26 protein-coding genes and 1 pseudogene are annotated in these 23,462 nt (G+C 68.2%); 12 read left to right on the top strand and 15 right to left on the bottom strand.

Features of this window, described 5'->3' with window-relative positions; genetic code table 11:
* Window positions 1-9 precede the first annotated feature (9 nt).
* On the bottom strand, window positions 10-306 hold the full coding sequence (locus tag ON26_RS29480) for a hypothetical protein (protein WP_040801277.1): 297 nt from the start codon (window positions 304-306) through the stop codon (window positions 10-12).
* Between the two features lie 213 nt (window positions 307-519).
* Between ON26_RS29480 and ON26_RS29475 the strand changes: the two are divergent.
* From ON26_RS29475 to ON26_RS29465, 3 genes and pseudogenes are all read left to right on the top strand, one after another.
* Window positions 520-1,689 (top strand): annotated as a pseudogene (locus tag ON26_RS29475) (Cmx/CmrA family chloramphenicol efflux MFS transporter); the annotation flags it as partial.
* A gap of 119 nt (window positions 1,690-1,808) precedes the next feature.
* A complete protein-coding gene (locus ON26_RS29470) occupies window positions 1,809-2,327 on the top strand; it encodes a DUF2231 domain-containing protein (protein WP_040801275.1) in 519 nt (172 codons plus the stop codon).
* 110 nt (window positions 2,328-2,437) lie between these two features.
* Window positions 2,438-3,178 (top strand): VIT1/CCC1 transporter family protein, encoded by a 741-nt coding sequence (locus ON26_RS29465; RefSeq protein ID WP_373280971.1) that lies wholly within the window; start codon window positions 2,438-2,440, stop codon window positions 3,176-3,178.
* On the opposite strand, the gene ON26_RS29460 is transcribed toward ON26_RS29465, so the two are convergent.
* The 11 genes from ON26_RS29460 to ON26_RS29410 form a co-directional block, all read right to left on the bottom strand.
* Window positions 3,155-3,658, bottom strand: a complete 504-nt coding sequence (locus ON26_RS29460) for a PNPOx family protein (protein WP_157172064.1) — start codon at window positions 3,656-3,658, stop codon at window positions 3,155-3,157. The genes ON26_RS29465 and ON26_RS29460 overlap by 24 nt on opposite strands.
* 15 nt (window positions 3,659-3,673) lie before the next feature.
* The gene (locus ON26_RS29455) at window positions 3,674-4,507 is read right to left on the bottom strand and encodes an ABC transporter permease (protein ID WP_245546113.1); all 834 of its coding nucleotides are present in this window, start codon (window positions 4,505-4,507) and stop codon (window positions 3,674-3,676) included.
* Window positions 4,504-5,412 carry an ABC transporter ATP-binding protein gene (locus ON26_RS29450; protein ID WP_040801274.1) on the bottom strand — a complete coding sequence of 303 codons (909 nt, stop codon included), beginning with the start codon at window positions 5,410-5,412 and terminating at the stop codon, window positions 4,504-4,506. Before ON26_RS29450 ends, ON26_RS29455 begins: the two co-directional genes overlap by 4 nt.
* Window positions 5,413-5,701: 289 nt before the next feature.
* The gene (locus tag ON26_RS29445; protein WP_040801272.1) at window positions 5,702-6,679 is read right to left on the bottom strand and encodes an aldo/keto reductase; all 978 of its coding nucleotides are present in this window, start codon (window positions 6,677-6,679) and stop codon (window positions 5,702-5,704) included.
* The gene (locus ON26_RS29440) at window positions 6,676-7,386 is read right to left on the bottom strand and encodes a TetR/AcrR family transcriptional regulator (RefSeq protein ID WP_040801270.1); all 711 of its coding nucleotides are present in this window, start codon (window positions 7,384-7,386) and stop codon (window positions 6,676-6,678) included. Before ON26_RS29440 ends, ON26_RS29445 begins: the two co-directional genes overlap by 4 nt.
* 72 nt (window positions 7,387-7,458) lie before the next feature.
* Complete coding sequence (locus ON26_RS29435) at window positions 7,459-8,061, bottom strand: TetR/AcrR family transcriptional regulator (protein WP_040801268.1); 603 nt, start codon at window positions 8,059-8,061, stop codon at window positions 7,459-7,461.
* The gene (locus ON26_RS29430) at window positions 8,061-8,246 is read right to left on the bottom strand and encodes a hypothetical protein (protein ID WP_051027877.1); all 186 of its coding nucleotides are present in this window, start codon (window positions 8,244-8,246) and stop codon (window positions 8,061-8,063) included. Before ON26_RS29430 ends, ON26_RS29435 begins: the two co-directional genes overlap by 1 nt.
* 28 nt (window positions 8,247-8,274) lie before the next feature.
* Window positions 8,275-9,018, bottom strand: coding sequence for an SDR family oxidoreductase (locus ON26_RS29425; protein ID WP_040801266.1), 744 nt, complete (start codon window positions 9,016-9,018; stop codon window positions 8,275-8,277).
* Between the two features lie 420 nt (window positions 9,019-9,438).
* A complete protein-coding gene (locus ON26_RS33690; protein ID WP_157172063.1) occupies window positions 9,439-9,828 on the bottom strand; it encodes a hypothetical protein in 390 nt (129 codons plus the stop codon).
* A 111-nt stretch (window positions 9,829-9,939) separates the two neighbouring features.
* Entirely contained in the window at window positions 9,940-11,556 is a 1,617-nt protein-coding gene (gene fadD1, locus ON26_RS29415) for a fatty-acid--CoA ligase FadD1 (RefSeq protein WP_040801262.1), read from the bottom strand.
* Window positions 11,557-11,998: 442 nt separating this feature from the next.
* Entirely contained in the window at window positions 11,999-12,505 is a 507-nt protein-coding gene (locus tag ON26_RS29410) for a DinB family protein (protein WP_245546112.1), read from the bottom strand.
* Window positions 12,506-12,643: 138 nt separating this feature from the next.
* Here ON26_RS29410 and ON26_RS29405 point away from each other — a divergent pair, with 138 nt between their 5' ends.
* Window positions 12,644-13,255, top strand: a complete 612-nt coding sequence (locus ON26_RS29405; protein WP_040801343.1) for an acid phosphatase — start codon at window positions 12,644-12,646, stop codon at window positions 13,253-13,255.
* Here the strand turns inward: ON26_RS29405 and ON26_RS29400 are convergent.
* Window positions 13,221-13,832: a GNAT family N-acetyltransferase gene (locus ON26_RS29400; RefSeq protein ID WP_083884458.1), complete on the bottom strand. Its 612-nt coding sequence runs from the start codon at window positions 13,830-13,832 to the stop codon at window positions 13,221-13,223. The two genes, ON26_RS29405 and ON26_RS29400, sit on opposite strands and share 35 nt — an antisense overlap.
* Window positions 13,833-13,941: 109 nt before the next feature.
* On the opposite strand from ON26_RS29400, the gene efeU reads away from it, so the two are divergent.
* The 4 genes from efeU (at window position 13,942) to ON26_RS29380 (ending at window position 17,673) form a co-directional block, all read left to right on the top strand.
* A complete protein-coding gene (gene efeU / locus ON26_RS29395) occupies window positions 13,942-14,994 on the top strand; it encodes an iron uptake transporter permease EfeU (RefSeq protein ID WP_245546111.1) in 1,053 nt (350 codons plus the stop codon).
* A gap of 18 nt (window positions 14,995-15,012) precedes the next feature.
* Window positions 15,013-16,146 carry an iron uptake system protein EfeO gene (gene efeO / locus ON26_RS29390; protein WP_174375464.1) on the top strand — a complete coding sequence of 378 codons (1,134 nt, stop codon included), beginning with the start codon at window positions 15,013-15,015 and terminating at the stop codon, window positions 16,144-16,146.
* Window positions 16,130-17,404: an iron uptake transporter deferrochelatase/peroxidase subunit gene (efeB, locus tag ON26_RS29385; protein ID WP_040801258.1), complete on the top strand. Its 1,275-nt coding sequence runs from the start codon at window positions 16,130-16,132 to the stop codon at window positions 17,402-17,404. The genes efeO and efeB overlap by 17 nt, the downstream gene beginning before the upstream one ends.
* A gap of 89 nt (window positions 17,405-17,493) precedes the next feature.
* Window positions 17,494-17,673, top strand: a complete 180-nt coding sequence (locus ON26_RS29380; protein WP_040801339.1) for a hypothetical protein — start codon at window positions 17,494-17,496, stop codon at window positions 17,671-17,673.
* Window positions 17,674-17,789: 116 nt separating this feature from the next.
* Here the strand turns inward: ON26_RS29380 and ON26_RS29375 are convergent, their stop codons facing one another.
* Window positions 17,790-18,062, bottom strand: a complete 273-nt coding sequence (locus tag ON26_RS29375) for a hypothetical protein (protein WP_040801256.1) — start codon at window positions 18,060-18,062, stop codon at window positions 17,790-17,792.
* Between the two features lie 56 nt (window positions 18,063-18,118).
* Window positions 18,119-18,796, bottom strand: coding sequence for a TetR/AcrR family transcriptional regulator (locus ON26_RS29370; protein ID WP_040801254.1), 678 nt, complete (start codon window positions 18,794-18,796; stop codon window positions 18,119-18,121).
* A 112-nt stretch (window positions 18,797-18,908) separates the two neighbouring features.
* On the opposite strand from ON26_RS29370, the gene ON26_RS29365 reads away from it, so the two are divergent.
* From ON26_RS29365 to ON26_RS29350, 4 genes are read left to right on the top strand one after another with little or no spacing between them, the layout of a single operon-like run.
* Window positions 18,909-19,784, top strand: a complete 876-nt coding sequence (locus ON26_RS29365) for a metal-dependent hydrolase (protein WP_040801252.1) — start codon at window positions 18,909-18,911, stop codon at window positions 19,782-19,784.
* Window positions 19,781-20,968 (top strand): PDR/VanB family oxidoreductase, encoded by a 1,188-nt coding sequence (locus tag ON26_RS29360; protein ID WP_083884456.1) that lies wholly within the window; start codon window positions 19,781-19,783, stop codon window positions 20,966-20,968. Before ON26_RS29365 ends, ON26_RS29360 begins: the two co-directional genes overlap by 4 nt.
* A 35-nt stretch (window positions 20,969-21,003) precedes the next feature.
* A complete protein-coding gene (locus ON26_RS29355) occupies window positions 21,004-22,515 on the top strand; it encodes a flavin-containing monooxygenase (RefSeq protein ID WP_083884455.1) in 1,512 nt (503 codons plus the stop codon).
* Window positions 22,512-23,462, top strand: a complete 951-nt coding sequence (locus ON26_RS29350) for an SDR family oxidoreductase (protein WP_051027875.1) — start codon at window positions 22,512-22,514, stop codon at window positions 23,460-23,462. Before ON26_RS29355 ends, ON26_RS29350 begins: the two co-directional genes overlap by 4 nt.

The following is a 23,462-nucleotide window of genomic DNA, read 5'->3' as shown; positions in this document are numbered from 1 at the left end:
CGCGGGCCGTCAGCGCGTCCGCAGTGCCTTGACCCAGCCTTCGCCGATATCCCAGACGGCCACCGCGATCGCCACCGCTATCACGATCCGCGTCACCAGGCTCATGGCGCCGGCTCCGTCGGCGGGATATTGCGCGTCGAAGTAGGCGGCCTGGAACAGGCGGTCGTCGGTCGCCAGCCAGACCAGGGGAGCGGTGAACGCGATGTTGAGCACCGTGCCGACCGCGGCGAGTGTGACGGTCCAGCGGCCGAGGGCGTACTTGGCGATGTCGAGTACCGCGGCATGCGGCTCGGAGCCCGATTCCACCCGATCGGCCGAGCCCCACCGGCAGCGGGCCTATGTAGAGTGCGAGGTATGTCGAGTCCTGAGTCGGACACATCAGGGGCTGGTGGTCACACCGTCAGCCCCGTGAACCCCTGAGCCCTCCCTGCCCTCTGCGCGGGCGGGTCTCCGGCTTGCTCCGGGCCGCTGGTCGTGGTGACGAGAAACCCTCTCTGGCCTCTCACCTCGGAGTACTCGATGCCTTTCGCTCTCTACATGCTTGCCCTGGCGGTCTTCGTCATGGGCACCTCGGAATTCATGCTCGCGGGTCTGCTCCCCGCGATCGCCTCCGATCTCGACGTCTCCGTCGGCACTGCGGGTCTGCTGACCTCAGCATTCGCCATCGGAATGGTCGTCGGTGCACCCGCAATGGCGGCCTCCGCTCGCCATTGGCCCCCGCGGCTCACCCTGCTCGTCTGCCTGCTCGCATTCGCGAGCTGTCATGTCGTCGCCGGGGTGACGCCCGCGTTTACAGTGCTTTTCATCAGTCGCGTGGTCGCCGCGCTGGCGAACGCAGGCTTTCTCGCGGTCGCGCTGAGCACCTCGACCACCCTCGTACCCGAAGATCGTAAGGGCCGGGCACTGGCCATCCTTCTCTCCGGCACGACGATCGCGATGGTCGCGGGCGTCCCCGCCGGAGCGCTACTCGGCACCGCCCTCGGTTGGCGTGCGACATTCTGGGCCATCGCCCTCCTCTGCATTCCCGCGGCTCTCGGCATCCTCCAAGGCGTCCCGAACCAGTCTGCCGGCGCCGCGACGGGCAACGGCCCCGCGCCGGGGATTGCGTCGGAACTCCGCCAACTGCGTTCATCGCGGCTCCTGCTCGCGATGTCTCTCGGCGCGCTGATCAACGGCGGCACCTTCGCGGCCTTCACCTTCCTGGCGCCGATCGTGACGAGATACGCAGGGCTGAGCGATGGCTGGATCTCCGTCGTCTTGGTCGTGTTCGGTCTCGGATCATTCCTCGGTGTGACGATCGCGGGAAGGATGTCGGATCAGCGGCCCGGTCTCGTCATCGCGGTCGGAGGTCCGCTCCTGTCGGCAGGGTGGGTCGCGCTCGCATCGTTCGGCTCGCACCCGGCGCTCCTCATCGTTCTCGTTCTGGCGCAAGGAGTTCTGGCGTTCGGTGTCGGGAGCACCCTGATCACTCGGGTGCTCTATGCCGCGACAGGCGCGCCGACGATGGGTGGTTCATACGCGACTGCCGCGCTGAACCTGGGAGCCGCTGCAGGGCCTGCCCTCGGTGCCGCCGGCATTGCCGCAGGTCTCGGGGGACCGGCTCCGGTCTGGGTCGCGGCAGCGATGACGACGGCTGCTCTCGGCGTAGCGCTTCTCTCGGGACGCATGCTGACGTGTGACGCAATGGAGGTGACGAGGTGGCGGCGGGGAGACCGGTATTCCCGGCCATCGCCCAGGAAACTCCCAGGTTCTGCCTCTAAGGTGTGGGGGCCCGATCGCAAACACATCTCGACAAAGGCACGGTCTCCATGGAGCTCACCACGTTCAACGGCTTGCCGATCCACCCCCTGCTGGTGCACTTCGTGGTGGTGCTGGTGCCGATCTCGGCGCTGATCCTGCTGCTGTCGTTGTGCTGGCCCGCCGCGCGACGCCGGATCGGGGTCGCCTCGCCCATCGTGGCCTTCGTCACGCTCGTGCTGGTGCCGTTGACAACCGAGGCCGGCGAGTGGCTCGAGCATCGGACGCCGAGTGATCCGCTGGTGGAGATCCACGCCGAGCTCGGCGAGGAACTGCTCGTCTGGTCGCTGGGTGTCTTCGTGGTCTCGCTGGCGTGGTGGGCGATCCACCAGCCCCGCGTCCAGCAGTGGTGGACGCAGCGGACCGGATCCGCGCGGGAACAGGCGTCCCGCTTCCTGGCGGTCGGGCTGACCGTTCTGGGCATCGCGCTGGCGGTCGGATCGGTCGTGCAGGTCTATCGCATCGGTGAGAGCGGCGCGGCCGCGGTCTGGAACAACTCGGCCGACACCGAGTCGACGCCGGGGCGGTGACACCCGTCTCCGCGTCGAGCAGGCGGGAATCATCTGGATGAATTCGGCTTCGGATAGCCTTGCATTGCTGGTGGCGCGAGCCCGGTCGCAATAACCTTCCGGTCGTGACCCTGAACAAGGACTCGAGCGATTCGCCGATCAGCAACGGCTCCCACGCCGCGGAACCACATGTCGGAGGGCTGTCGTCGCGGTTGAACTGGCTGCGGGCCGGGGTGCTCGGCGCCAACGACGGCATCGTCTCGGTCGCCGGTCTGGTCGTCGGTGTCGCGGCGGCCACCACCGATCGCGGCCCGATCCTGACCGCCGGATTGGCCGGCCTCGCCGCCGGCGCGGTCTCCATGGCCTTGGGCGAGTACGTCTCGGTCAGCACCCAGCGCGACTCCGAACGCGCCCTGCTGACCAAGGAGCGCCACGAGCTGTCGACCATGCCCGACGCCGAACTCGAAGAGCTGACCGGTCTTTACGAGGCGAAGGGCCTGTCCCCGCAGACCGCTCGCACGGTCGCCGAGGAATTGACCGCGCACGACGCGTTCGCCGCGCACGCGGAGGTCGAACTGGGGATCGACCCGGACGAGCTGACCAACCCCTGGCATGCGGCGTTCGCCTCTGCCGCCGCGTTCACAGTCGGTGCGATCCTGCCGCTGCTGGCGATCCTGTTGCCGCCTGCCGAGGTGCGCGTCCCGATCACGTTCGTCGCGATGCTGGTGGCCTTGGCCCTCACCGGCAGCCTCAGCGCCCGCCTCGGCGGCGCCGCCCGAGGCCGGGCCATCGTGCGGGTGGTCACCGGTGGTGCGCTCGCGATGGCCGTCACCTACGGGATCGGGCAGCTACTCGGCGTCGCCGGGGTCTGACGGCGGCGATGCGCCCCCAGCCGTCGCACTGCGAGCGTCGCGGGTTTCGAAGGTGACGAACTCGTCGATGCCGAATCGCCCGAACTGGCGCCGACGTGGTGGGGACAGCAGCGGCGCGGCGGTTGCGGCATCGATGATCTCGGGAGCGGCGACGGCGTAGACGTTGCCTTTGTGCCGGATGGTCGCTGTTCCGGTGCGTCGCACATTGCGCAGCCAATCCACGTGCCTGCCATAGGGGAGCGGGATGATGAACCCGCCGGTGAACGGCTCGGCCACGACGGGGGTGTCGTAGGTTTTCCCGGTGCGTCTGCCGGTGTGCCGGATGACCGACGCATACCAGTATTTCCGGCCGGCCAGCCGCATCATGAGTGGATTGGTCACGTACTTGTTGAACACCCGCACGATGTCTCTGACCGAGACAGTGCCGAAGGGGGCCGCGATCGGGCGGTTCGCCGCGGCGAGCACGGGTGAACAGGACATCGTCTCCATCGCTTTCTATCCGGCGACGTCGCGGCGCCCGAACCCGAACAACGCGACAACGACAAGCAGCACCACCGTGCCGACGGAGACCAGCACGGCGGGCACGGACAGTCCGTTACGGAGCGGATCGTGGCCGGCGTACTGGTAGAACGGCGAGAACTTCTGCCACGGCTCCAGCCAGGACACGATCGGGCCGAGCCCGTTGACCACATAGGCGAGGACGGCGGCGACTGCGGGTACGGCACGGCTGACGCCGGTGCGTCCGGTCAACGCGCCGAAGGTGGCCGCGAGGGTGCCGTACACGAGTGCCAGCAGCGACATGTGCACCATCGTCGCGGCGACATGGCCCGCGGGCAGCGTCATGTCCGCCAGGCTTCCCTCACCCACCAATGCCACTCCGGTCACGGCCCCGAGCAGCGCGATCCCGACCACCATCGCGGCGAACTTCTCGACGAAGATGCGGCCTCGGCTGATCGGGCTCGACAGCAGCAGGTCCAGCGTGCGGTGCTCCTCTTCACCGGCGAGCGATGCGGCTCCGGTGGTGATCGCGTAGAGCAGCAGCAACAGCGGTCCCATGAAGGCAAGTAGCTCCACCTGCACGTAGCCGACCGGTGTGGACATGTCCGCGCCGGACATCGCGAACAGCGCCCGCATCGCCTCCGGCATCTGCTCGATGAAGCCGCTGATCGAGGGCTGGTCGCGCACGCTCGGCCAGATCGCGACGTACATGGCGACGAGCAGCACCAGCCCCAGCACCCAGGCGGGCAATGACCACCGCTGGTCCCACAGGGTCTTGAGGAAGACGGTCCGAGTCGACACCGTCCGGGTGAGGGCAGTGTTCGCGATCACGATTCCCCCGATCCATACAGTGCGAGGAAGGTTTCGTCGAGACTCGCTTCGGCGCATTCGAAGTCGACGAGAGTGTGTCGCGCGAGGTGCTTGATCAGCGCGTCCAGTGCGGATTGGGGTGCGCTGCAACGAAGGGTGCTCCCTTCGATCGCGATGTCGCGCAGACCGTCGATGTGCTGGAAATCCAAGGCGCCGACCGGGTTCGCGAACTCGGCGACGACGTGGTGCAGAGACTTCTCCTGCAGATCCTCGAGTCTTTCGACAGCGACCAGGCGGCCTTCCCGGAGGACGCCGACACGGTCCGCGACCCGCTGGACCTCGCTGAGGACGTGCGAGGACAGCAGCACCGTGCCGCCCTTCGCGGTGTGCTCGCGCAGGATCGCGTAGAACTCCAGCTGGACGAGTGGATCCAGACCCCCGGTCGGCTCGTCGAGAATCAACAGCTCGGGCCTGCTCATGAGGGCCAGGACCAGGGCGAGCTTCTGCCGGTTGCCCTTCGACAGCGCCCGCACGGGTTTGTCGAGCTGCAGGTCGAGTCGGGTCGCCAGCGCCTCGGCGGATTTCCGGTCGCGGTCCCGGCGCAGATTTCGCAGGTAGTCGATGTGCTGACGCCCGGTCATGCGCGGGTACAGGGCCAGCTCGCCGGGCACGTACCCGATCCGCCGATGGACGGCCACCGCAGCCGACCAGGCATCGAGTCCGAACAGTTCCGCGCTCCCCGCGGTGGGGCGCAGCATCCCCATCAGCAGACGCAGGGTGGTGGACTTGCCGGCCCCGTTCGGCCCGAGGTACCCGAATACCTCACCGCGCTCGATCCGTAGGTCGACCTCACGCAACGCGACCAGTCGGCCGTACGCTTTCGTCAGCCGGTCGGTCCGCACCACCACATCGGAAGCGGGAGGCATATCTCGACGGTCTCAGCTGGTCACGGGCCTTGCTAGTGCCTTTCGGCCTCTTGTCGTGGGTGGAAATCGCCTCGCCTGCGCGCTGCTGTGCGCCTACCGTTCCGGGCGTGGAGCGCGTGGTGGTCGTCGGCGATATTCCTGGCTGCATCCGTGGCCCACATCGGGCTCACTCCAGGGACCGAGCTCCGAATCCATCGGGTCGGTTGGTTACGCCAACGGTATGTGGTGGCTCATGGAAGTGGCCTGCACACGCCTTGCCGTGAAGCCGTGTCGCCTGGCCCGGCCCTGCCTACCGGGTGAACGCGTCGCGGATTCGAACCATGGCTTCGGACATCCGATCCGGCATCGTGCCGAGTTGTGCGGATTCTTCGTCCTCGAGCGCTGTCAGTGCGCGGACCTCGTCGTCGGTCAACAGCGCCGCGACCTCGGAGGCGCTGATGTTGTCGGCGAGGTGTCGCAAGGACTTGGTGCCCGGGATCGGGATGATCACCGGGGAGCGCCGAAGCAGCCACGCCAAGGCGACCGCGGAGGTGGAGACGCCGAGCCGGCGTGCCGGTCGGGTGAGCTGGTCCGGTTCGCCCAGGGCGCCGGTGGCGAGCGGGAAGTACGGAACGAACGCGATGCCGTCTCGTTCGCAGACGCCGAGGACTTCGATGCCGCTGCGGTCGATGAGGTTGAAGCGGTTCTGGACGGCGGCGATCGGCGTGATCTGTTGCGCGATGCGCAGCATCTCGGGCGAGGCGCCGGAGAGTCCGATGTGGCGGATCTTGCCTTCCGCGCGCAATTCGACGAGGGCGCCGAGCGATTCCTCGAACGGCACCTCATCGGCCGGGGCACTCTCGGGTGCTTGGCTGTCGCCCGATAGACGCAAGTAGGTGAGTGGGCTGCTGTCCGTACGCATATCGAGCAGGCTTTCTTCGACCTGCGTGCGCAAGGTCTCCGGTCGGCCGTCGGTGAGCCACTCGCCCCTGGGGCCGCGCCGCGCGCCGACCTTGTTTCCGATCATCACATCGTCGGCGAAGGGGCTCAGCGCTCTGCCGATGAGCTGATCGACGGTGCGTGGACCGTAAGCGTTCGCGGTGTCGAAGAACCTGACCCCTTGATCCACCGCAGCGCGCAGCACGTCGATCGCGCCGTGCACGTCCTCGGGTAATCCGATCACGCCATGGCCGGCGAGTTGCATGGCGCCGTATCCGAGGCGGGGAACGGGGTCCTGTCCTCCCAGTAGATGGGTGAGCGTGAGCTTCTCGCGTGGCGAGTTGGTCATGATTCCTCTCCCTCTTTCCGTGTATCCGATTGCGCGAAGTGCCCGGAGAGGGCGTGCAGCCACTGGCGCAGCAGCGCTTCCTCCGCCGGGCTGAACAGCCCGTCCACCGCACCGAGTCGAGCGAGCAGCGCCCGCGCGGCGTGCCCGGCGTCGTCTTGCTCCGGCGACCTTCCGGTCAGTTCGGACAGCAGCGCGCCACGCATCGTCCGAGCCAGCGGCGCGGTCGCGGGCGCGCCTTCGTGAATCAGTTGCGTGACACAGCCGATCGCCATCGCCGTCGTGACCGCGACGGCTTCGTCGACACTTGTTCGCAGGATCCCCGCGTCCGCGAGCAGCTCCACCGCGCGCCGCAATTCCGTCTCGGCGGTCTGGGCGGCCCGAGAGTGGCGCCCATCCTCGCGCCCGTACATGAGCGCATAGAGGATCGGGTTCTCCACCCCGAATCCGACGTGCATGTCCCACCCTGCCGCGAAGTCGGCAATCAAGTCGCCGGTCCGGGGGACCGCTCGCTTGCGCTCCAGGTAGGCCGAAAAGGCTTCGTCGACCGCGGCCTCCATCAGGCCGTCCTTCGTGCCGAAGTGGTGATACAGCGTCGGCGCGGCCACATTCGCCGCCTCGTAGAGCTCCCGTGTGCTCGGTGCCCGCTCCGGATGCTCGGCCAGCAGCGCGAGCGCTGCTTCCAGCAGGCGGGTCCTTCCTGACTCCATGTATCAATGGTACAGAGTATCGAGAATTATGCTGACTGTCGGTATAGTCGGCGGCGCATTGCGGATTCGGGATCAGCCGGCTGCGATGCCGTCGAGGAGGTTGGCGACCAGGCCGGTCACGAAGTGGTCTGTCACGGGCTCGTCGGGAATGAGCAGCCGGTGGTAGACGGCTCCCCAGAGCTGGTCCACGATGATCTGCGGGTCGGCTTCGGGCCGGATCTGGCCGATCTCTTGTGCCCGTCGCAGACGTTCGCAGGCGAGGCGGCGGCGTTGCGACGAATACAGTCGACGGTAGGCGACTGCCAGGTCTTCGTCGGTCTGGGACAGGCCGATCAGTTCGGTCAGCACCCGGCCGCCGGGAGTCCGTGTCATGAGCTTCGCGAAGGCGCGGAGCTGGGCGAGCAGATCGGTGCGGATGTCGCCGGTGTCGGGGAAGGCGAGTCTTTCTTCCACGGCGTGGAAGTAGCCGTCGAGTGCGAGCGCGCCCTTCGACGGCCACCACTTGTAGAGGGTTGTCTTGCTGACGCCTGCCTCGCGGGCCACGCGCTCGAAGGTGAGGTCCGCGCTGCCCTCGCTCAGGAGAAGTGTCCCAACGGTTTTCAAGATGTCGGCGCGCACTTCCTCGGCGGGGCGGCGGCCGCGGCCGCGTGTCGCAGACGATGATTCCGATGCCATCAGCTGATCCGTAGCTCGGCGATCCGGTCGTCGCGCAGGACGAAGGCCAGGGGACCGGCGCCGTTGAAGCCGTTGCCGGTGACCTTCATGGTGACCACATAGGACTCCGGCTCGTCGCCGGGTTCAGTGGCGAGCACCTCGAAGGGTGACTGCTCGCCGATATTGTCCGTGCGGAAGTCGGTCATGTTCGGACTCCTGTCCTGTGTAAGGGGTTCAGGCGATCCCGCCGTTGGGGAAGACGACCTGGCCGTTGATCCAGCGACCCGGGCCGGCGAGGAAGGCGGCGACCTCGGCGATGTCCTCCGGGGTGCCGAGACGCTCGAGGGGCGCCAGGGCGGCGAGGCGGTCGATGGTCTGATCGTCTTTGCCGTCGAGGAACAGCGGCGTGGCGGTCGGTCCCGGCGCGATCGCGTTGACGGTGATGTCCTTGCCGCGCAGCTCACGGGCAAGGACGAGGGTCAGGCTCTCGACGGCGGCCTTGCTCGCGGCATATGGGGCGTAGGTCGGGTGCTGGAGCCGGGTCTGGCTGGTCGAGACGTTGATCAGGGCGCCGCCGCGGCGGAGCCGGTTGGCGGCGAGCTGGGAGATCACGAAGGCGCCGCGGATATTGGTGCGATGCATTCGGTCGAGGTCGGCCAGGTCGAGGCTCGCGACCGGCGAGAGGACCATGATCCCGGCGGTATTGACGACGACGTCGATGCCGCCGAATTCGGCCTCCGCCACGTCGAAGGCGTTCGCCATCGCGGCCTCGTCGGCGACGTCGCCGCTGACGGAGATGGCGCGGCCTGCACGGTCGGTGACCGCATCGACGATCTTTCGAGCCCGCTCGGCGTTGCCTGCGTAATGGACGGCGACCGCGAAGCCGTCAGCCGCGAGTCGGTCGACCACGGCACGGCCGATGCCGCCGGAGCCGCCGGTGACGAGTGCTACGCGGGGCGTGGGGTTGGCGCTCGACATGATGCTCCGATCGGTTATGTGGACGTACCGTCCATATAAGCACGATATGAACGGTGCGTCCACTAACAGTCGCGATGCGGCAGGGAGAAAGCTGGAGGTCGAGGTACGGGCTCGCTGCCGCTCGTGCTGCGCTTGCGTTGGTCGAGGGGACGCGGGCGACGGCGATGGTGCCGCACGGTTCCGTCGAGAACAGCCGGCTCGGGTTCACGCCGTTGCGGGCGGGGCCGGCTGCGCACGCCAGCCGCGCAAGCCCTGGGCGGTCATAGCCTGGGATATGCCCGGTGACAGCCAGCGCATCGTGCGACGCGTGGATTCCCGGTGGACCACCTATGTGATCTTCCCGCACGATCGGTGCTCGAGCCGGGCGCAGGCCGACGGCGCGCCGATAGGCCGAGATCCACCGGAACCGCCTGGTGCGGGTCAGCTGTCGATCTGCCGTACCTCTTGGGCGAACTCCTCGTCCACCTGCGGCAATGCCGTGGCCACGGTCGCGAACAGCCCGCGCAGTTCCTCCGTGCTCGCCAGATGCCGGCCGAGCACCGAATGCGCGCTGCCCGGACCGCCGGATGCCTTCTCCCGGAATATGTTCACCAGGGCTCGGGCCGTGCGCAGCGCGGGATCGTCCTCGCCGAGTCCCCACGTGGTGAGCGCGCCGAGTGCGGCGGCCCGGCCCTGGGCGTCGACCAGTGCGGCGGCCAATTCCGAACACGCGCTGTCGAGTTCGATGAGCGCCTGTGGGTTCAGTTGCAGGACAGCTGCTCCCACTGCGGTCTGGCCGGGCGGGGTATCTCGCGGGTTCGATTCGTTCACGGCGACTGTCCTCTCGGTGGTCCTGCACATTCAGACGCGTCCGCCGGCTGATCGGTTCCCCTCCCGCGACGGTCCGCGGGTTGTTGAACCAGCGCGGTCGGGGCGGCGCGGCTACGGCAGCGTCCGGGCTGCTCGGCCCTCGGACAGGCGATAGGTGCGTTCGCGCCCGGCCCGGGTCCACAGGATGTCGGCCCCCACGCCGGTGCCCTCGCAGACGAGCACGCGCTTGAGGATCTTGTTGGTGGCGGTAGCCGGGAGTTCGGCCGCGATCCGCACGAACCGCGGCCATGCCTTGGGGGACAGATCCTGCTGGGAAGCGAGGAACTCGCCGAATTCGGCTTCGTCGAGCCGTGCTCCCTCGCGCAGGACCACGGCCGCCATGAGTTGATCGCCGACCAGTTCGTCGGGGACCGGGTAGACGGCGACGCGGCTGATGTCGGGGTGGCGCTGCAGGATTCGCTCGATCGGGCCGGCGGTGAGGTTCTCGCCGTCGACGCGCATCCAGTCCGCGGTGCGGCCCGCGAGATAGATCCAGCCGTCGGAGTCCTTGTAGGCGAGGTCGCCGGACCAGTACATCCCGGCGCGCATGCGTTCGGCGGAGGCCTCGTCGTTGTTGTAGTAGCCGGAGAAGAAACCGGCGCCGCTGGTGTTGACCAGTTCGCCGATGGCTTCTTCGGGGTTGACGAGCATTCCGCTGTCGTCGAAGCGGGCGGGCGGGCACTCGGCGATCGGATCGCTCTTGTAGACGGCGACGCCGGGCAGGCCGCGTCCGACCGACCCGGGCGGCGTGCCTTCCTCGCGGGTGATGATCACGGCGTTCTCTGTGGAGCCGAAGGCGTCGACCACGCGGACGCCGAACCGCCGGGAGAACCCCTCGATGTCCTGATCGGACGCCTCGTTGCCGAAAGCCACGCGCAGCGGGTTGTCGGAGTCGTCGGCGCGGGCTGGTGTGGCGAGGACATAGGCCAGCGGCTTACCGACATAGTTCATGTAAGTCGCCCCGTAGGAACGGATTTCGTCGATGAATCCGGAGGCCGAGAACTTGCTCGGCGCCATGGTCCCGCCTGCCGCGACAGCGGGTGCGAAACCCGCCGCTATGCCGTTGGAGTGGAACATCGGCATCGCGAGGTAGAAGACGTCGCTGCTGGTCAGCGCGAATCGGTCGAGGAGGTTGCCGCCGGCGAAGGACACCATGAGGTGGGAGACGAGAACAGCTTTGGGGTCGCCGCTGGTGCCCGAGGTGAAGATCATCATGAACGGGTCGGTCGGCTGGGCCTGCCGGGCCGGTGTCAGCTCGCCGGCGCTCTGGCATCGATGTTGCCATTCGCTGTCTTCGACGTCGATCACGTCCACGCCCGCGAGGTCGAGGCCGTCGAGCAGGTGCCGGTGTTCGGTGTCGGTCAACAGGATCTGGATGTCGGCGGTGGCGAGGTCCGCCCGCAGACCGGCACCGCGGCGCGTGCCGTTGATTCCGCACAGCACGTATCCGCCCAGTGCCGCCCCCGCGATGGCGGTGAGCATGGCGGGAGTGTTGCCCAGCAGCGCTCCGATGTGCAGGGGGCGACCGGCGTCGGCGCGCTCGAGGATCGCGGCCGCGTGCTGGGAGGAGCGCGTGACGTACTCCTTCCAGGTCCATCGGACCCGGCTGCCGTCGGCGGCGTCGTGGATGACCGCCAGGGTGTCTTTCTCGGCATGTTCTGCGATGAGCTGTTGCATGGTCAGGGTCATCGTTGACCTCCGGTGGAGACCGCGACCGAATGGGATCGCTTTGGTTTATCGAGAACGGGGTTCGGGGTGTGAACGCGGCGGCCCGGGCTGGACGGGCGCCTCGGCTAGTGGGATCGCCCGTTGTCCGTCCCGTCGAAGCGCGAGGCCTGCGAAGTGGGATGTGGTCGATCGCCGGCGGCTCGGATCGGCGGCGGTGTCGCGCCCGGGCTGGGGGTGATGTCGCTCACGCGAACGAGTAGAACACGTTTCAATCAGTGGTACAAGCGCTGATTGAAGATCCAGTCCTGTGGCGATGAGGGTCGAGCCGGTAGCCGAGACGGCGGGCGACTGTGGCACTGCGAAATGTGCCTCGGCGCAGGTGATTTCGACGCTGTCGACGCAGGGTAGGGGCAATGCGATTCGGGTCGGCGCGGCAATGCGACTACCAGGGCATGGCTCGGGGTCAGACTCCTGTTGCGCCGTCGATACGTTCGCGGATGAGGTCGGCGTGCCCGCAGTGGCGGGCATATTCGCTGATCATGTGCGTGTAGATCCAGCGCAGGCTCACTCGGCCGTCCATGAACGGGGCGGTGTCGCCCAGTTCGCGTGCGGCGCAGTTGCGGCGGGCGTGGGCGATCTCCTCCTGCCAGATCGTGACGGCAGAGTCGTAGGTCGAGTCTTCGGTCAGGTCGAACCCGGCATCGTGCTCGGGATCCTGTTGGTGGTGGATCGATGCAACCGGCTCCCCGGCGAGGATTCTGCGGAACCAGTTGCGTTCGACCTCGGCCATATGCCGGACCAGGCCGAGCAGGGTCAGCGCAGAGGGCGCTACCGAAGCGGTACGCAACTGGGTGTCGTCGAGTCCCTGGCACTTCGCGGCCAGAGTTGCGCGGTAGAAGTCGAGCCACGCCTCGAAGGTGGTGCGCTCGTCGGCATCGAGCGGTGGCATCGCGCGGTCGTTCATCGTCACCCGAAGATGGTGCCATCGGCATCGTGCCTCGACCTGAGGAACCGATCTTGTCGGCGCTGCGGAGAGAAGGGGCGCCCAACGACGCGCCCGGTCGCGAGTAGTGCTGACGGCGGCCGGATGTGCGGCAGAATCGTCGATGTGAGCGTCCTGGGGCACCGGCTCGTGTTGCTCCGGCACGGCGAGACCGAGTGGTCGGCTGTTGGCAGGCATACCGGCCGCACCGAACTCGATCTCACCGATGTCGGCCGTCGGCAGGCCGAGATGGCCGCCGGAGCACTCGCCGAACTGGAGTTGCGCGATCCTCTGGTCATTTGCAGCCCGCGACGCCGGGCGGTGGTGACCGCCGCTCTGGCGGGGCTGGAGGTCGACGAAGAGTTGTCGCTGTTGGCCGAATGGGATTACGGCGACTACGAGGGGCTCACCACCGCGCAGGTTCGCGAGACCGTTCCGGGCTGGCTGGTCTGGACGCACGGCTGTCCGGGCGGTGAGAGCGTGGCCGTGGTCGGCGCTCGCGCCGACCGGGCTGTGGCGCTGGCTCTGGAGCGGATGGAGAGCAGGGATGTGGTTTTCGTCGGCCACGGGCACTTCTCCCGCGTGCTGCTGGCGCGATGGATGGAATTGCCGGTGGCCCAGGGTATCCGGCTCTCCATGGTGCCTGCCTCGATCGCGGTGTGCGGTTTCGAGCACGGTGTGCGTCAGATCGCCGCACTCGGTCTCACCGGCCACGCCTGTCCGCATCTGCCTCGATGAAGTCGTGCGCATGCGCGACCCACACCATCCCGCGCCCCGATTCCGCGGGGGCGCGCACCTCGCGTGGTTCGATCCGATCGAGCCGGTAGCCGAGCCGGCGGGGGACCGCGGCGCTGCGGACATTGGCTTCGTCGCAACGGATTTCGATGTGGTCGATGCCGGGTAGTGCCAGCGCGATTCGGGTCAGCGCGGCGGCCGAGCGGGTGATCACGCCACGGCCGGTATGCGCGATGTGGCACCAGTACCCGATTTCCAGTGTGCGCGGGCCGATGCGGTCGTGGAGTCCGATCGCGCCGAGGACGGTGCCCTCGGCGTCGAAGATGCCGTAGTTGCAGCTGCCGTCGGGGCCGGGCCAGCTCGTCGCGATCGCGTCGCCGAAGGCTCGTTGCCGTTCGATCGTCATGGGCTCGGCGAGCCAGTCCATCCAGGGGTGGATGTGGTCGAAGGAGGCCGTTATGGCGTCGAATCGTGGCATCAGGTCTTCGGGCTGCCACCTGCGCAGGAGTAGATCACCCAGGTCGATCCGCTCCGGTGGCGCGATTCCCGGTGCGAGTGCGGACGGCTGCTCGGTGTTCATCTCGGAATGCTGGCAGCTCGTCGCGACGTGGGCAACGCAATATCGGCAGCCCGTATTTCGGGACGAATCGGGCGCGCGTGGGCGGAGCGCGGAAGATCGACGACCTGACATGACCGGAGATCTCGACACGAGCCGGCAAGAGGTGACACATGGACTGGTCTCCGATTACCGCAGTCCTCGTTTGCCCGCATATCGGTGTATGCAACACTGGGTTGCCTTACCAACCTTTGGTGAGGCTTTGTTTCGTCGTTTTGGGAGAGATGTGCTGGAACGTACTTCTGCTTCCGGCCCCTCGGTGGCTGCCGAGTTGTTCGGCAGTGGCTTGATCGGGGTGCGCGAGGGGCTCGAGGCCGGAATCGTGGTCATGATTCTCGTCGCGTTCCTGGTGAAGTCGCAGCGTCGCGACTCGCTGAAATGGGTGGCGGCCGGAGTCGGCGCCGCGGTCGCCATGGTGGCCGCGATCTTCGCCGGCGTGCACTACGGCACCTCCACGGTGACCGGTGTCGCCGCGGAATTGATCGCGGGCCTGGCCTCGCTCGCGGCGGTGGTGATCGTGACCTGGATGGTGTTGTGGATGCGCACCGCGGCACGGTCGATATCAGGGGATCTGAAGCACGGCATGTCACGTGCGCTGAGTGTCGGTCCACCGGCGGTCGTGGCGCTGGCGTTCCTCGCGGTCGGACGCGAAGGTGTCGAGACCGCGCTGCTGATGGTCGGCTACGCGGAGAACGCCTCGGGGAGCCAGTGGCCGCTCCTCGGCCTGCTGCTGGGGATCGTGGTCGCCGCCGCGCTGACGGTGGCGATGTATTTCGGCGCGGTGCGGATCGATTTCGCGGTGTTCTTCCGCTATACCGGCGTGTTGTTGATCGTGGTCGCGGCGGGCATCCTCGCCTACGGAATTCGGGCATTACAGACAGCGAATTGGCTGCCGGGTCTGTCGCGGAATGCCTTCGATATCTCGTCGTGGTTTTCGATGTCGAGCTGGTACGGCTCCATCGTCCAGGGCATTTTCAACTTCCGCGCCGACCCCACGCTGCTCCAGGTGATCGCCTGGATTCTGTATGCGGCCGTGGTGCTCACGCTGTTCCTGCGACCGACGGCAGTTGCCGATTCGAGTGGTGGAAGTTCGTCGTCTTCGGAAACCGCGGCGTCGCCGTCGTAAGTGAAAGGTCTGTCCTCCGTGCGCAATACCCTGATTTCGGTCGCCGTGGTGGCGTCTGTGCCGCTGGCGCTCGCCGCGTGCACGAGCAAGGCCGACCCGGCGTCGGACAGTGACATCGCGGTCACCGCCGACGATTCGTCCTGTGCGGTCGCCCGGGATTCGGCCGAGACCGGGACGGTGACCTTCCGCATCGTCAACAACGGAACCAAGGTCACCGAGTTCTACGTCTTCGGCGCCGGCGACCGGGTCATCGGCGAGGTCGAGAACATCGGTCCCGGCCTGACCAGGCAATTGATCGTCTCCGTGCCGGATCCGGGCACCTACCAGACCGTGTGCAAGCCCGGCATGGTCGGCGACGGCATCCGCCACGATTTCACGGTCACCGGCGACGCGCGCAAGCGCGACGAATCCGGCAAACTCGCCGAGGCGGCGACCGGTTACAAGCGCTACATCGTCAGCCAGGCGACCGCGCTGCAGGAAACCGCGCGCTCGTTCGTCGAGGCGATCAAGAGCGGTGATGTCGAGTCCGCCAAGAAGCAGTACCCGGTGACCCGCACCTACTACGAGCGCATCGAGCCCGTCGCGGAGAGCTTCCCCAACGATTTGGACCCGCGTCTGGATCTGCGCGAGGTCGATCTCGCCGAGGGTGACACCTGGACGGGATTCCACCGGCTGGAGAAGGACCTCTGGACGCAGGGGCTGCAGCCGGATACGAACCGGATGGCCGATCAGCTGCTCGCCGATATCGACGAGCTGGTCGCCGGGGTGAGCGCCGAGGGCTACTCGGTCGACCCGGTGCAGGTCGCGGGCGGGGCGCAGACCCTGCTCGACGAGATCGCCCGCACCAAGATCACCGGCGAGGAGGACATCTTCTCCCACACCGACCTCTGGGATTTCCAGGCCAATGTCGACGGTTCGCAGGCCGCGGTCGCCAGCGTGCGGCCGATCCTCGACGAACGCGACGCCGAGCTGGGCGCTCAGATCGATCGGCGCTTCGCCGAACTCGACGAGGAGCTCGCCAAGTACCGGCTCGGCGACGGGCAGGTCAGCTACGACACCGTCACCGAGGAACAGCGCATCGCCCTCTCGCGGCGCATCGACGCTCTCTCGGCCGTGGTGAGCCAGGTGCAGGGCATTGTCGCCGGATCGTGAACCTCGTCCCGGCCGCGGCGGGATCTCCCGCCGCGGCTTGATCGGGTCGGCGGGAGTCGGCGCCGTCGCGGCCGGCGCCGGTGTGCTGGCCGGTCGGGTCTCGGCCGGCCAGGCCGCCCCGGCGCAGGTGGTGCCGTTCCGCGACACCCACCAGGCCGGCATCGTCACCGCCGCGCAGGACCGGTTGCATTTCGCGACGTTCGACGTGCACACCGAGTCCCGTGCCGAACTGGTCGATCTGCTGCGGACCTGGACCGAGATGGCCGAACGCATGACCCGCGGGCAGGAAGCGTTCACCGACGGCGCGGTCGGCCTGGGCGCCTACACTCCGCCGACCGATACCGGTGAGGCGCTCGACCTGTCGGCCTCGCGCTTGACCCTGACGATCGGGTTCGGCCCGTCGCTGTTCGTGACCGGCGACGGCCACGACCGCTTCGGCCTCGGCGGGCGCAGACCCGCCGCGCTGGCCGACCTTCCGAAGTTCACCGGCGACGCGCTGGACCCGGCGCGCTGCGGCGGCGACATCGCGATCCAGGCCTGCGCGGACGACCCGCAGGTCGCGGTGCACGCCGTGCGCAATCTCGCGCGGGCGGGTTTCGGGGCGGTGTCGGTGCGGTGGTCCCAGCTCGGATTCGGCCGTACCTCCTCGACCACGACCGGCCAGGTGACGCCGCGCAATCTGTTCGGATTCAAGGACGGCACCCGCAATATCAAGGCCGAGGACCAAGCCGCCGTCGACGAGTTCGTGTGGGTGGATCGCGCGGACGACCAACCGTGGATGGCGGGCGGCTCGTATCTGGTGACCCGCCGCATCCGCATGCTGATCGAACCCTGGGATCGCGCCAGCCTGCACGAGCAGGAACGGGTGATCGGCCGCGCCAAGGGCAGCGGCGCGCCGTTGGGTGGCCGCGACGAGTTCGACGAACTCGACCTGCAATCTTCAGGGCCGTCCGGTCCGCTGGTCGATCGCGACGCCCACGTGCGCCTGGCCTCTCATGAGGAGCTCGGCGGCATCCAGATCCTCCGGCGGGGCTACAACTTCACCGACGGCTCCGATGGTTTCGGACATCTGGACGCGGGCCTGTTCTTCATCGCCTACTGCCGCAACCCGAAGACCCAGTTCGTCCCGATGCAGGACAAACTCGCCCGCAACGACGCGCTCAACGAATACACCAAGCACGTCGGATCGGCGGTGTTCGCCTGCCCGCCCGGACTCGGCGACGGCGACTACTGGGGCTCGACCCTGTTCGCCGACTGATCCCGGCATCCCGCGCAGACCGGACGTATCCGCGGGCCGCGCGGCCGATGCCGTTGCCACCCGCGGCGCCCCCGGCGGACACTGGGGTAATGGTCGACAAGGAGCAGTACACGCCCTTCTACGGGGTGGTGATGATTCTCGTGGCGCTCGGTGCGTCGATGTTGGTCAGCTATTACGGGCCGGTGTGGCTCCGCATCACGATCTACATCCTCACCGCGGTGGCGATCATGGTCGGCGGCGTCATGACGTTTCGGGACTACTCGCACTGACGTCGCGAAGGCGTAGGCGTCGCCCCGCATCGTCAGGGCGACGGTGCACCGATGCGTTCGACGGCCCGCACATGCCTGCGGCCGTCCCCGGGCCGCGACGGCCGCGGGCGGTCGGCTCAGGCGCCGAGCAGGCGGATCTTGTCGTCGAGCAGCGCGGCCTCGGTGGTCAGTTGGGTCTCGTCCGGGCGGTCACCCAGATGGGCGGCCAGATCGGCACGCGTGACGACGACCAGTCCGTAGTTGTCGTCCACGGGGCCGTTGTGGACCTGGACCCGGCCCTCGGAGAGCAGCAGGCAGCTGCCGGGAACGGCGTCGAGGAGCCGGCGCAGATCGCTCGGGTCGACGTGCGTCGGGTCGTCGGCGCGGGCGGAGGAGTTGTCGGTAGCCATGCTGATCGGGTGCCCCGAGCGTCGGAGGAGAAACGCTCGCGGGCGGGCGCAGCGGCCTACGACCCGTCGGGTGCGGGGGCCGCGACGTCGGAGGAGCGCACCGTCGCGATGGCGGTGAGCACCCGCACCGCGTGCCGGTCGAACCGTTCGCGCGGCACGTCGAAGGTGCCATCCAGCCACGGCCGGTACAGATACGCCAGCGAGCCGAAGATGGCGTTGGCGTTGAGCGAGGCGTCGAGGTGGTCGGGGAGCGGCTCCCGGTAGTCGCCGCTGCCGATGGTGAAGGCGATGGGCTGGGTGAACAGGGCGATGAGTTCGTCGCCGCGTTTGCTCAGGACCGGGTTGGCCTGGGATTCGATGAACATGATCGGCCCGCGCCTGCGGTCTTCGAGCAGGAAGTCGGTGAACGCGGACACGACGTGGTGGAACATGGCTTCGCGCTCGGCGGGCGCTTCGGTCAGCGCGTCCAGCAGCCGGTCACGGGCGCCGATCACCACCGTCTCGAGCACGGTGACCATGAGCGCGTCGAGGTTGGGGAAGTTCTCGTAGAAGTAGCGCTCGGTGAGACCTGCCTGCCTGCACACCCCGCGCATGGACAGTTCCGAGGAACCGGAGGTCGCCATCATGTCGGTGGCCGCCTCGATGAGCTGGGCGCGGCGGGCGGCGATGCGGTCGGCGGGGGCGAGACCCCGCCAGTTGCGCATACCGGCGAGTGCGTCGGATTCGGCCACCATGCTCCTCATCCTCTCACATCGAGAAGTTGACATCAGGTGCTGTTGACATTGCCTGATGTCAACAAATATCGTCAAGGCCTCCCGTTCAACGTCGAGCCGTGAGGATCATCCGATGGGTACTGCCTCCTATACCGAGCAGGCGCACGCGATTCACGCCCGGGACGTCGCCTTCGACTTCTCTTCGGTGCCGCTGCATTACATCCCCGGCGAGGTGATGGCCACGCACATCATCAACGTCATGCACCTGCTGCTGCCCGAAGGCGAGCGCGCGATGGCCCAGGCACTGTCGGAAGCGCTTCCGTTGATCGACGACGAGCGGCTCGCCGAGGAGGTGCGCGGGTTCATCGGCCAGGAAGCCATGCACGCCACCTCCCATGAGCAGGCGCGCATCCAGCTCGAGAAGCTCGGGCTGGAGGTGGGTCCGCTGGTCGAGCTGGTCGGCTGGCTGGTGGACCGCATGCTGGGCGATCACGGCCTCAGCGGCCGCGCCAAACACGAGTGGCTGTGTGAGCGGCTGGCGCTGTTCGCGGGCATGGAGCACTACACCGCCGTGATCGGCGAATGGCTGCTCACCAACGACGTGCTCGAGGAGAAGGGCATGCATCCGGCCATGCTCGATCTCATCCGCTGGCACGGCGCCGAGGAGGTCGAGCACCGCAGCGTGGTCTACGACGCCTACATGCACGTCGACGGCAGCTACGCGCGCAAGGCCCGGCACGCGCTGATCTCCAGCATGGGCCTGCTCGCGCTGTTCGCCGCGACCGGCGGCTACCTGTTCGCCAAGGATCCCTCGCCGCGCAAGGGTCGCTGGTGGCCGGTGCAGCTGGCCAGCGCGACGGTGCGCGGGGTGGTGCCCAGCTTCACCACCTTCTTCACCGAGATCCCGCGCTACCTGCGCCCGGGTTTCCACCCCTCGCAGCTCGGTCCGATGGACAACGCGCTGCGCTACCTGGCGAGTTCTCCGGCGGCCCGGGGCGGCCAGGCATGACCGTGCAGAAGCAGGAGGTGGCGGCGAGGGGTGACCGCACGAGCCGTCCGCTCGCGCCGGAGACGGTGGCCGTGGCGGAGCGTGATCGCGAGGTAGGCGGCCACGGGGGCGGCCGGGGAACCGCCGCGTCGCGTCCGGGCTACGAGCCGAACGCGGGTCTACGGCTGCTGGTCGGCGCGTTCGACGCCTACAAGAACGTCTTCGTGAAAAGCCCGGCGGCTCCGTTGCTCTCGCGCCCACAACCGGTCCGGCGCACCGGCTTCGACCTGCCGATGCTGGTCGACCGGATCGAGGACGAAGCCGAGGACGTGCGCAGCCTGATCCTGCGCCATCCCAACGGCAGCGAACTGCCCGCCTGGTCGCCCGGCGCGCACCTGGACCTCTTCCTGCCCTCGGGCAGGCAGCGCCAGTACTCGCTCAACGGTGACCCGGCCGACCGCCGCCACTACCGCGTCTCGGTGCGCCGCATCGCCGACGGCGGCGGGGGATCGGTCGAGGTGCACGAGCTGAAGGTGGGCGATCGCGTACGAATTCGCGGTCCGCGCAATGCCTTCGACTACGTGGCCGCACCCAGGTACCTGTTCGTCGCGGGCGGCATCGGCATCACCCCGATCCTGCCGATGTTGCGGGCCGCCCGCGCCGACCACCGCTTCGCGCGCCTGGTCTACACCGGCCGTTCCCGCGCCACCATGCCGTTCCTCGACGAGTTGGCGGCGATTCCCGGCGCCGACGTCGAGATCCGTCCCGACGACGAGTTCGGTCGGCCGGACGTGGCCTCGATCGTCGCCTCGGCCCCGCGCGGCACCGCGATCTACGTCTGCGGCCCGCCGCCGATGCCGGCCGCGGCCGCCCGCGCCGTCGGCGACGACCTGCGCGTCTCCCTGCACACCGAACGGTTCTCGCCGCCACCGGTTCTCGGCGGCCAGGAGTTCACCGTCACCCTCGCCCGCAGCGGCACCGACGTGCGGGTGGGCGCGGAAGAATCGGCGCTGGCCGCGATCCGCCGGGTGCAGCCGGGCGTCGCCTACTCCTGCCAGCAGGGTTTCTGCGGAAGCTGCAAGGTGGGCGTGCTGGCCGGCCGGGTACAGCACCGGGACCGGACGCTGTCGCCGGTCGAACGCGACAAGGCCATGCTGACCTGCGTCTCACGGGCCGACGAGGGCGACCTCGTGCTGGATCTGTGAGCCGACCCGACCTGCCTCGGAAAGGAGTCGCCGACATGGCGACCGAGAAGAACACCCCCGCCACCGCTGAGAAGGCCACGCAGCGGAAGACCACCGAGCACTTCCCGGTGGTCGTCATCGGCGCCGGCTTCGCGGGCATCGCGCTCGGCGTCGAGTTGCGCGCCCAGGGCATCACCGACTTCGTCATCCTGGAACGCTCCTCGGGCCTGGGCGGCACCTGGCGCGCCAACACCTATCCCGGCTGCGCCTGCGACGTGCCCTCCCACCTGTACTCGTATTCCTTCGCGCCCAACCCGGATTGGTCGCGCACCTACGGCACGCAGCCGGAGATCCTGTCCTACCTGGAGAAGGTCGCCGCCGATTTCGCGATCGTGCCGCACATGCGCTTCGGCGTCGAGGTCGCCGACGCGCGCTTCGACGAGGACGCGAATCGCTGGCGCGTGACGACCGGCAGAGGTGATTACACCGCCGACGTGCTCATCTCGGCGGTCGGCCCGTTCAGCGAGGCCAATATCCCGAACCTGCCCGGCCGGGAGAGCTTCGCGGGCACCCAGTTCCATTCGCTGCACTGGAATCACGATCACGATCTGACCGGCGAGCGGGTCGCGGTGATCGGCACCGGCGCGTCCGCGGTGCAGTTCATTCCGGAGATCCAGCCGAAGGTCGGCAAGCTGACGGTGTTCCAGCGATCCGCGCCGTGGATCGTCTCCCGCCTCGATCGCCGCACGACCCCCGTGGAACGCGCGCTGCTGCGCAATCTCCCGGTGCTCGGCAAGGCGGTGCGCGGCGCGTTCTACACCGGCATCGAGAGCTTCGGCCTGGTCGGCTTCGTGGACAAGCGCTTCCGGCATCCGTTCGAGACGCTGGCCAAGCTGCAACTGCTGCGCCAGGTCCGCGACCCGAAGCTGCGCAAGATCCTCACTCCCGACTACGTGATCGGCTGCAAACGCGCGATCTTCTCCGATGCCTACTTCCCGGCGCTGACCCAGCCCAATGTCGAGGTCGTCACGGCCGGGATCAAGGAGATCAGGGAGCATTCGATCGTCACCGCCGACGGCGTGGAGCACCCGGTCGACACGCTGATCTGGGGGACCGGTTTCGGCATGCCCGCCAGGGTGTTCGAGCGCATCCACGCCGTCGACGGGCGCTCGGCGGCCGATATCTACCGCGAAGCGCCGAGCAGCTACCTCGGTACCTCGATGGCCGGGTTCCCGAACTTCTTCACCACCCTCGGCCCGTTCGGCGTGGTGGGCAATCAGTCGGCGGTCTTCATGATCGAGTCGCAGGCCCGCTACATCGTCGACGCGGTGAAGACCATGCGCGAGAAGGGCGTCACCCGCGTGGCGGTCCGCCCCGAGGTGCAGGAGGCGTTCCTCGCCGACGTCAACGCGCGCAGCACCGACACCGCCTGGCTGACCGGCGGCTGCAACAGTTACTACACCACCGCCGACGGCGCGAACTCCGGCCTGTACCCGAGCTGGAGCTTCGAATACGCTCGCCGCACGCGACGTTTCGACGCCGAATCGTATGAGATGAGGACCCGATGAAATTGCCGGATCTGCGCGGACTGCTCGCCTCGGTGCCGTTCACCGGCGTCTCCGATCAGCCGATCTTCGACCTGCAGGACCGGGTCGCCGTCGTCACCGGCGCGGGCACCGGCATCGGCCGGGAACTGGCTCGGCTGCTGGCCGCGCGCGGCGCGCATGTCGCGGTGATCGACATCGATGCCGCCGCGGCCGAAGCCGTGGCCCGCGATCTGCGCATCCGTGGCTTCGCGGTCACCGCCGATGTCACCGACCGCGCGGGCATGAACGCGGCCATCGCGCGGGTGCGTGAGGAGTTCGGGCGCATCGACGTGGTGGTCGCCAACGCCGGCATCGTGCCGCCGCCCGCGACCATCCGCCTGATGGACCCGGCCGACTTCGACCGGGTCATCGCGGTGAACCTGACCGGCGTGTTCAATACCGTGCAGCCCGCGCTCGACAGCGTCATCGAAGCCGGTGGGCATGTCGTGGTGGTCTCCTCGGCGGCCGCTTTCGCGCCCGGCATGGCCGGTTCGCCCTATATGACCAGCAAGGCCGCGGTCGAGCAGTTCGGCCGCGCGCTGCGGGTGGAACTGTCCGCGCACGGCGCGACCGCGGGCGTCGCCTACCTGGGCGTGGTCGAGACCGCCATGACCAGGAACACCCTGGACGAGGACGAACTCGGCCGTGAGGTGGGGGAGATGCTGCCCTGGCCGCTGAACCAGCGCATCACCGCCCGCGAAGCCGCCGTCTCCATCGCCGACGGCATCATCCGGCGCTCCCCGCGCACGATGGCGCCCAAGCAGTGGGAGGCCTACGCCCTGCTGCGCGGCACCGTCAATGTCGTCCTCGACGACCGCCTCACCCGCGACGCGAACCTGCACTCGCTGCTCGACCGCCTCGAGCAGCGCCTGTCCGCGGCGCGTGACACGGTGGTGCGCCCGCTGATCCGTGGGACCTCCAGGCGCTGA

It is taken from the genome of Nocardia higoensis NBRC 100133 (assembly GCF_000308595.1).
Classification (GTDB): Bacteria; Actinomycetota; Actinomycetes; order Mycobacteriales; family Mycobacteriaceae; genus Nocardia; species Nocardia higoensis.
This window is presented reverse-complemented; position numbering and strand designations above follow the sequence as displayed.

Coding starts and splice junctions, on each gene's coding strand:
- fadD1 (WP_040801262.1), bottom strand. CDS start 11,556: ATGACCCTGACCATGCAACAGCTCATCGCAGAACATGCCGAGAAAGAC.
- ON26_RS29430 (WP_051027877.1), bottom strand. CDS start 8,246: ATGACCGACTTCCGCACGGACAATATCGGCGAGCAGTCACCCTTCGAG.
- ON26_RS29440 (WP_040801270.1), bottom strand. CDS start 7,386: ATGGAGTCAGGAAGGACCCGCCTGCTGGAAGCAGCGCTCGCGCTGCTG.
- ON26_RS29360 (WP_083884456.1), top strand. CDS start 19,781: ATGACCGTGCAGAAGCAGGAGGTGGCGGCGAGGGGTGACCGCACGAGC.
- ON26_RS29460 (WP_157172064.1), bottom strand. CDS start 3,658: ATGTCCTGTTCACCCGTGCTCGCCGCGGCGAACCGCCCGATCGCGGCC.
- ON26_RS29355 (WP_083884455.1), top strand. CDS start 21,004: ATGGCGACCGAGAAGAACACCCCCGCCACCGCTGAGAAGGCCACGCAG.
- ON26_RS29425 (WP_040801266.1), bottom strand. CDS start 9,018: ATGTCGAGCGCCAACCCCACGCCCCGCGTAGCACTCGTCACCGGCGGC.
- ON26_RS29445 (WP_040801272.1), bottom strand. CDS start 6,679: ATGACCAACTCGCCACGCGAGAAGCTCACGCTCACCCATCTACTGGGA.
- ON26_RS29365 (WP_040801252.1), top strand. CDS start 18,909: ATGGGTACTGCCTCCTATACCGAGCAGGCGCACGCGATTCACGCCCGG.
- ON26_RS29470 (WP_040801275.1), top strand. CDS start 1,809: ATGGAGCTCACCACGTTCAACGGCTTGCCGATCCACCCCCTGCTGGTG.
- ON26_RS29380 (WP_040801339.1), top strand. CDS start 17,494: ATGGTCGACAAGGAGCAGTACACGCCCTTCTACGGGGTGGTGATGATT.
- ON26_RS29400 (WP_083884458.1), bottom strand. CDS start 13,832: ATGAACACCGAGCAGCCGTCCGCACTCGCACCGGGAATCGCGCCACCG.
- ON26_RS29450 (WP_040801274.1), bottom strand. CDS start 5,412: ATGCCTCCCGCTTCCGATGTGGTGGTGCGGACCGACCGGCTGACGAAA.
- ON26_RS29350 (WP_051027875.1), top strand. CDS start 22,512: ATGAAATTGCCGGATCTGCGCGGACTGCTCGCCTCGGTGCCGTTCACC.
- efeU (WP_245546111.1), top strand. CDS start 13,942: ATGACCGGAGATCTCGACACGAGCCGGCAAGAGGTGACACATGGACTG.
- ON26_RS29435 (WP_040801268.1), bottom strand. CDS start 8,061: ATGGCATCGGAATCATCGTCTGCGACACGCGGCCGCGGCCGCCGCCCC.
- ON26_RS29375 (WP_040801256.1), bottom strand. CDS start 18,062: ATGGCTACCGACAACTCCTCCGCCCGCGCCGACGACCCGACGCACGTC.
- ON26_RS29370 (WP_040801254.1), bottom strand. CDS start 18,796: ATGGTGGCCGAATCCGACGCACTCGCCGGTATGCGCAACTGGCGGGGT.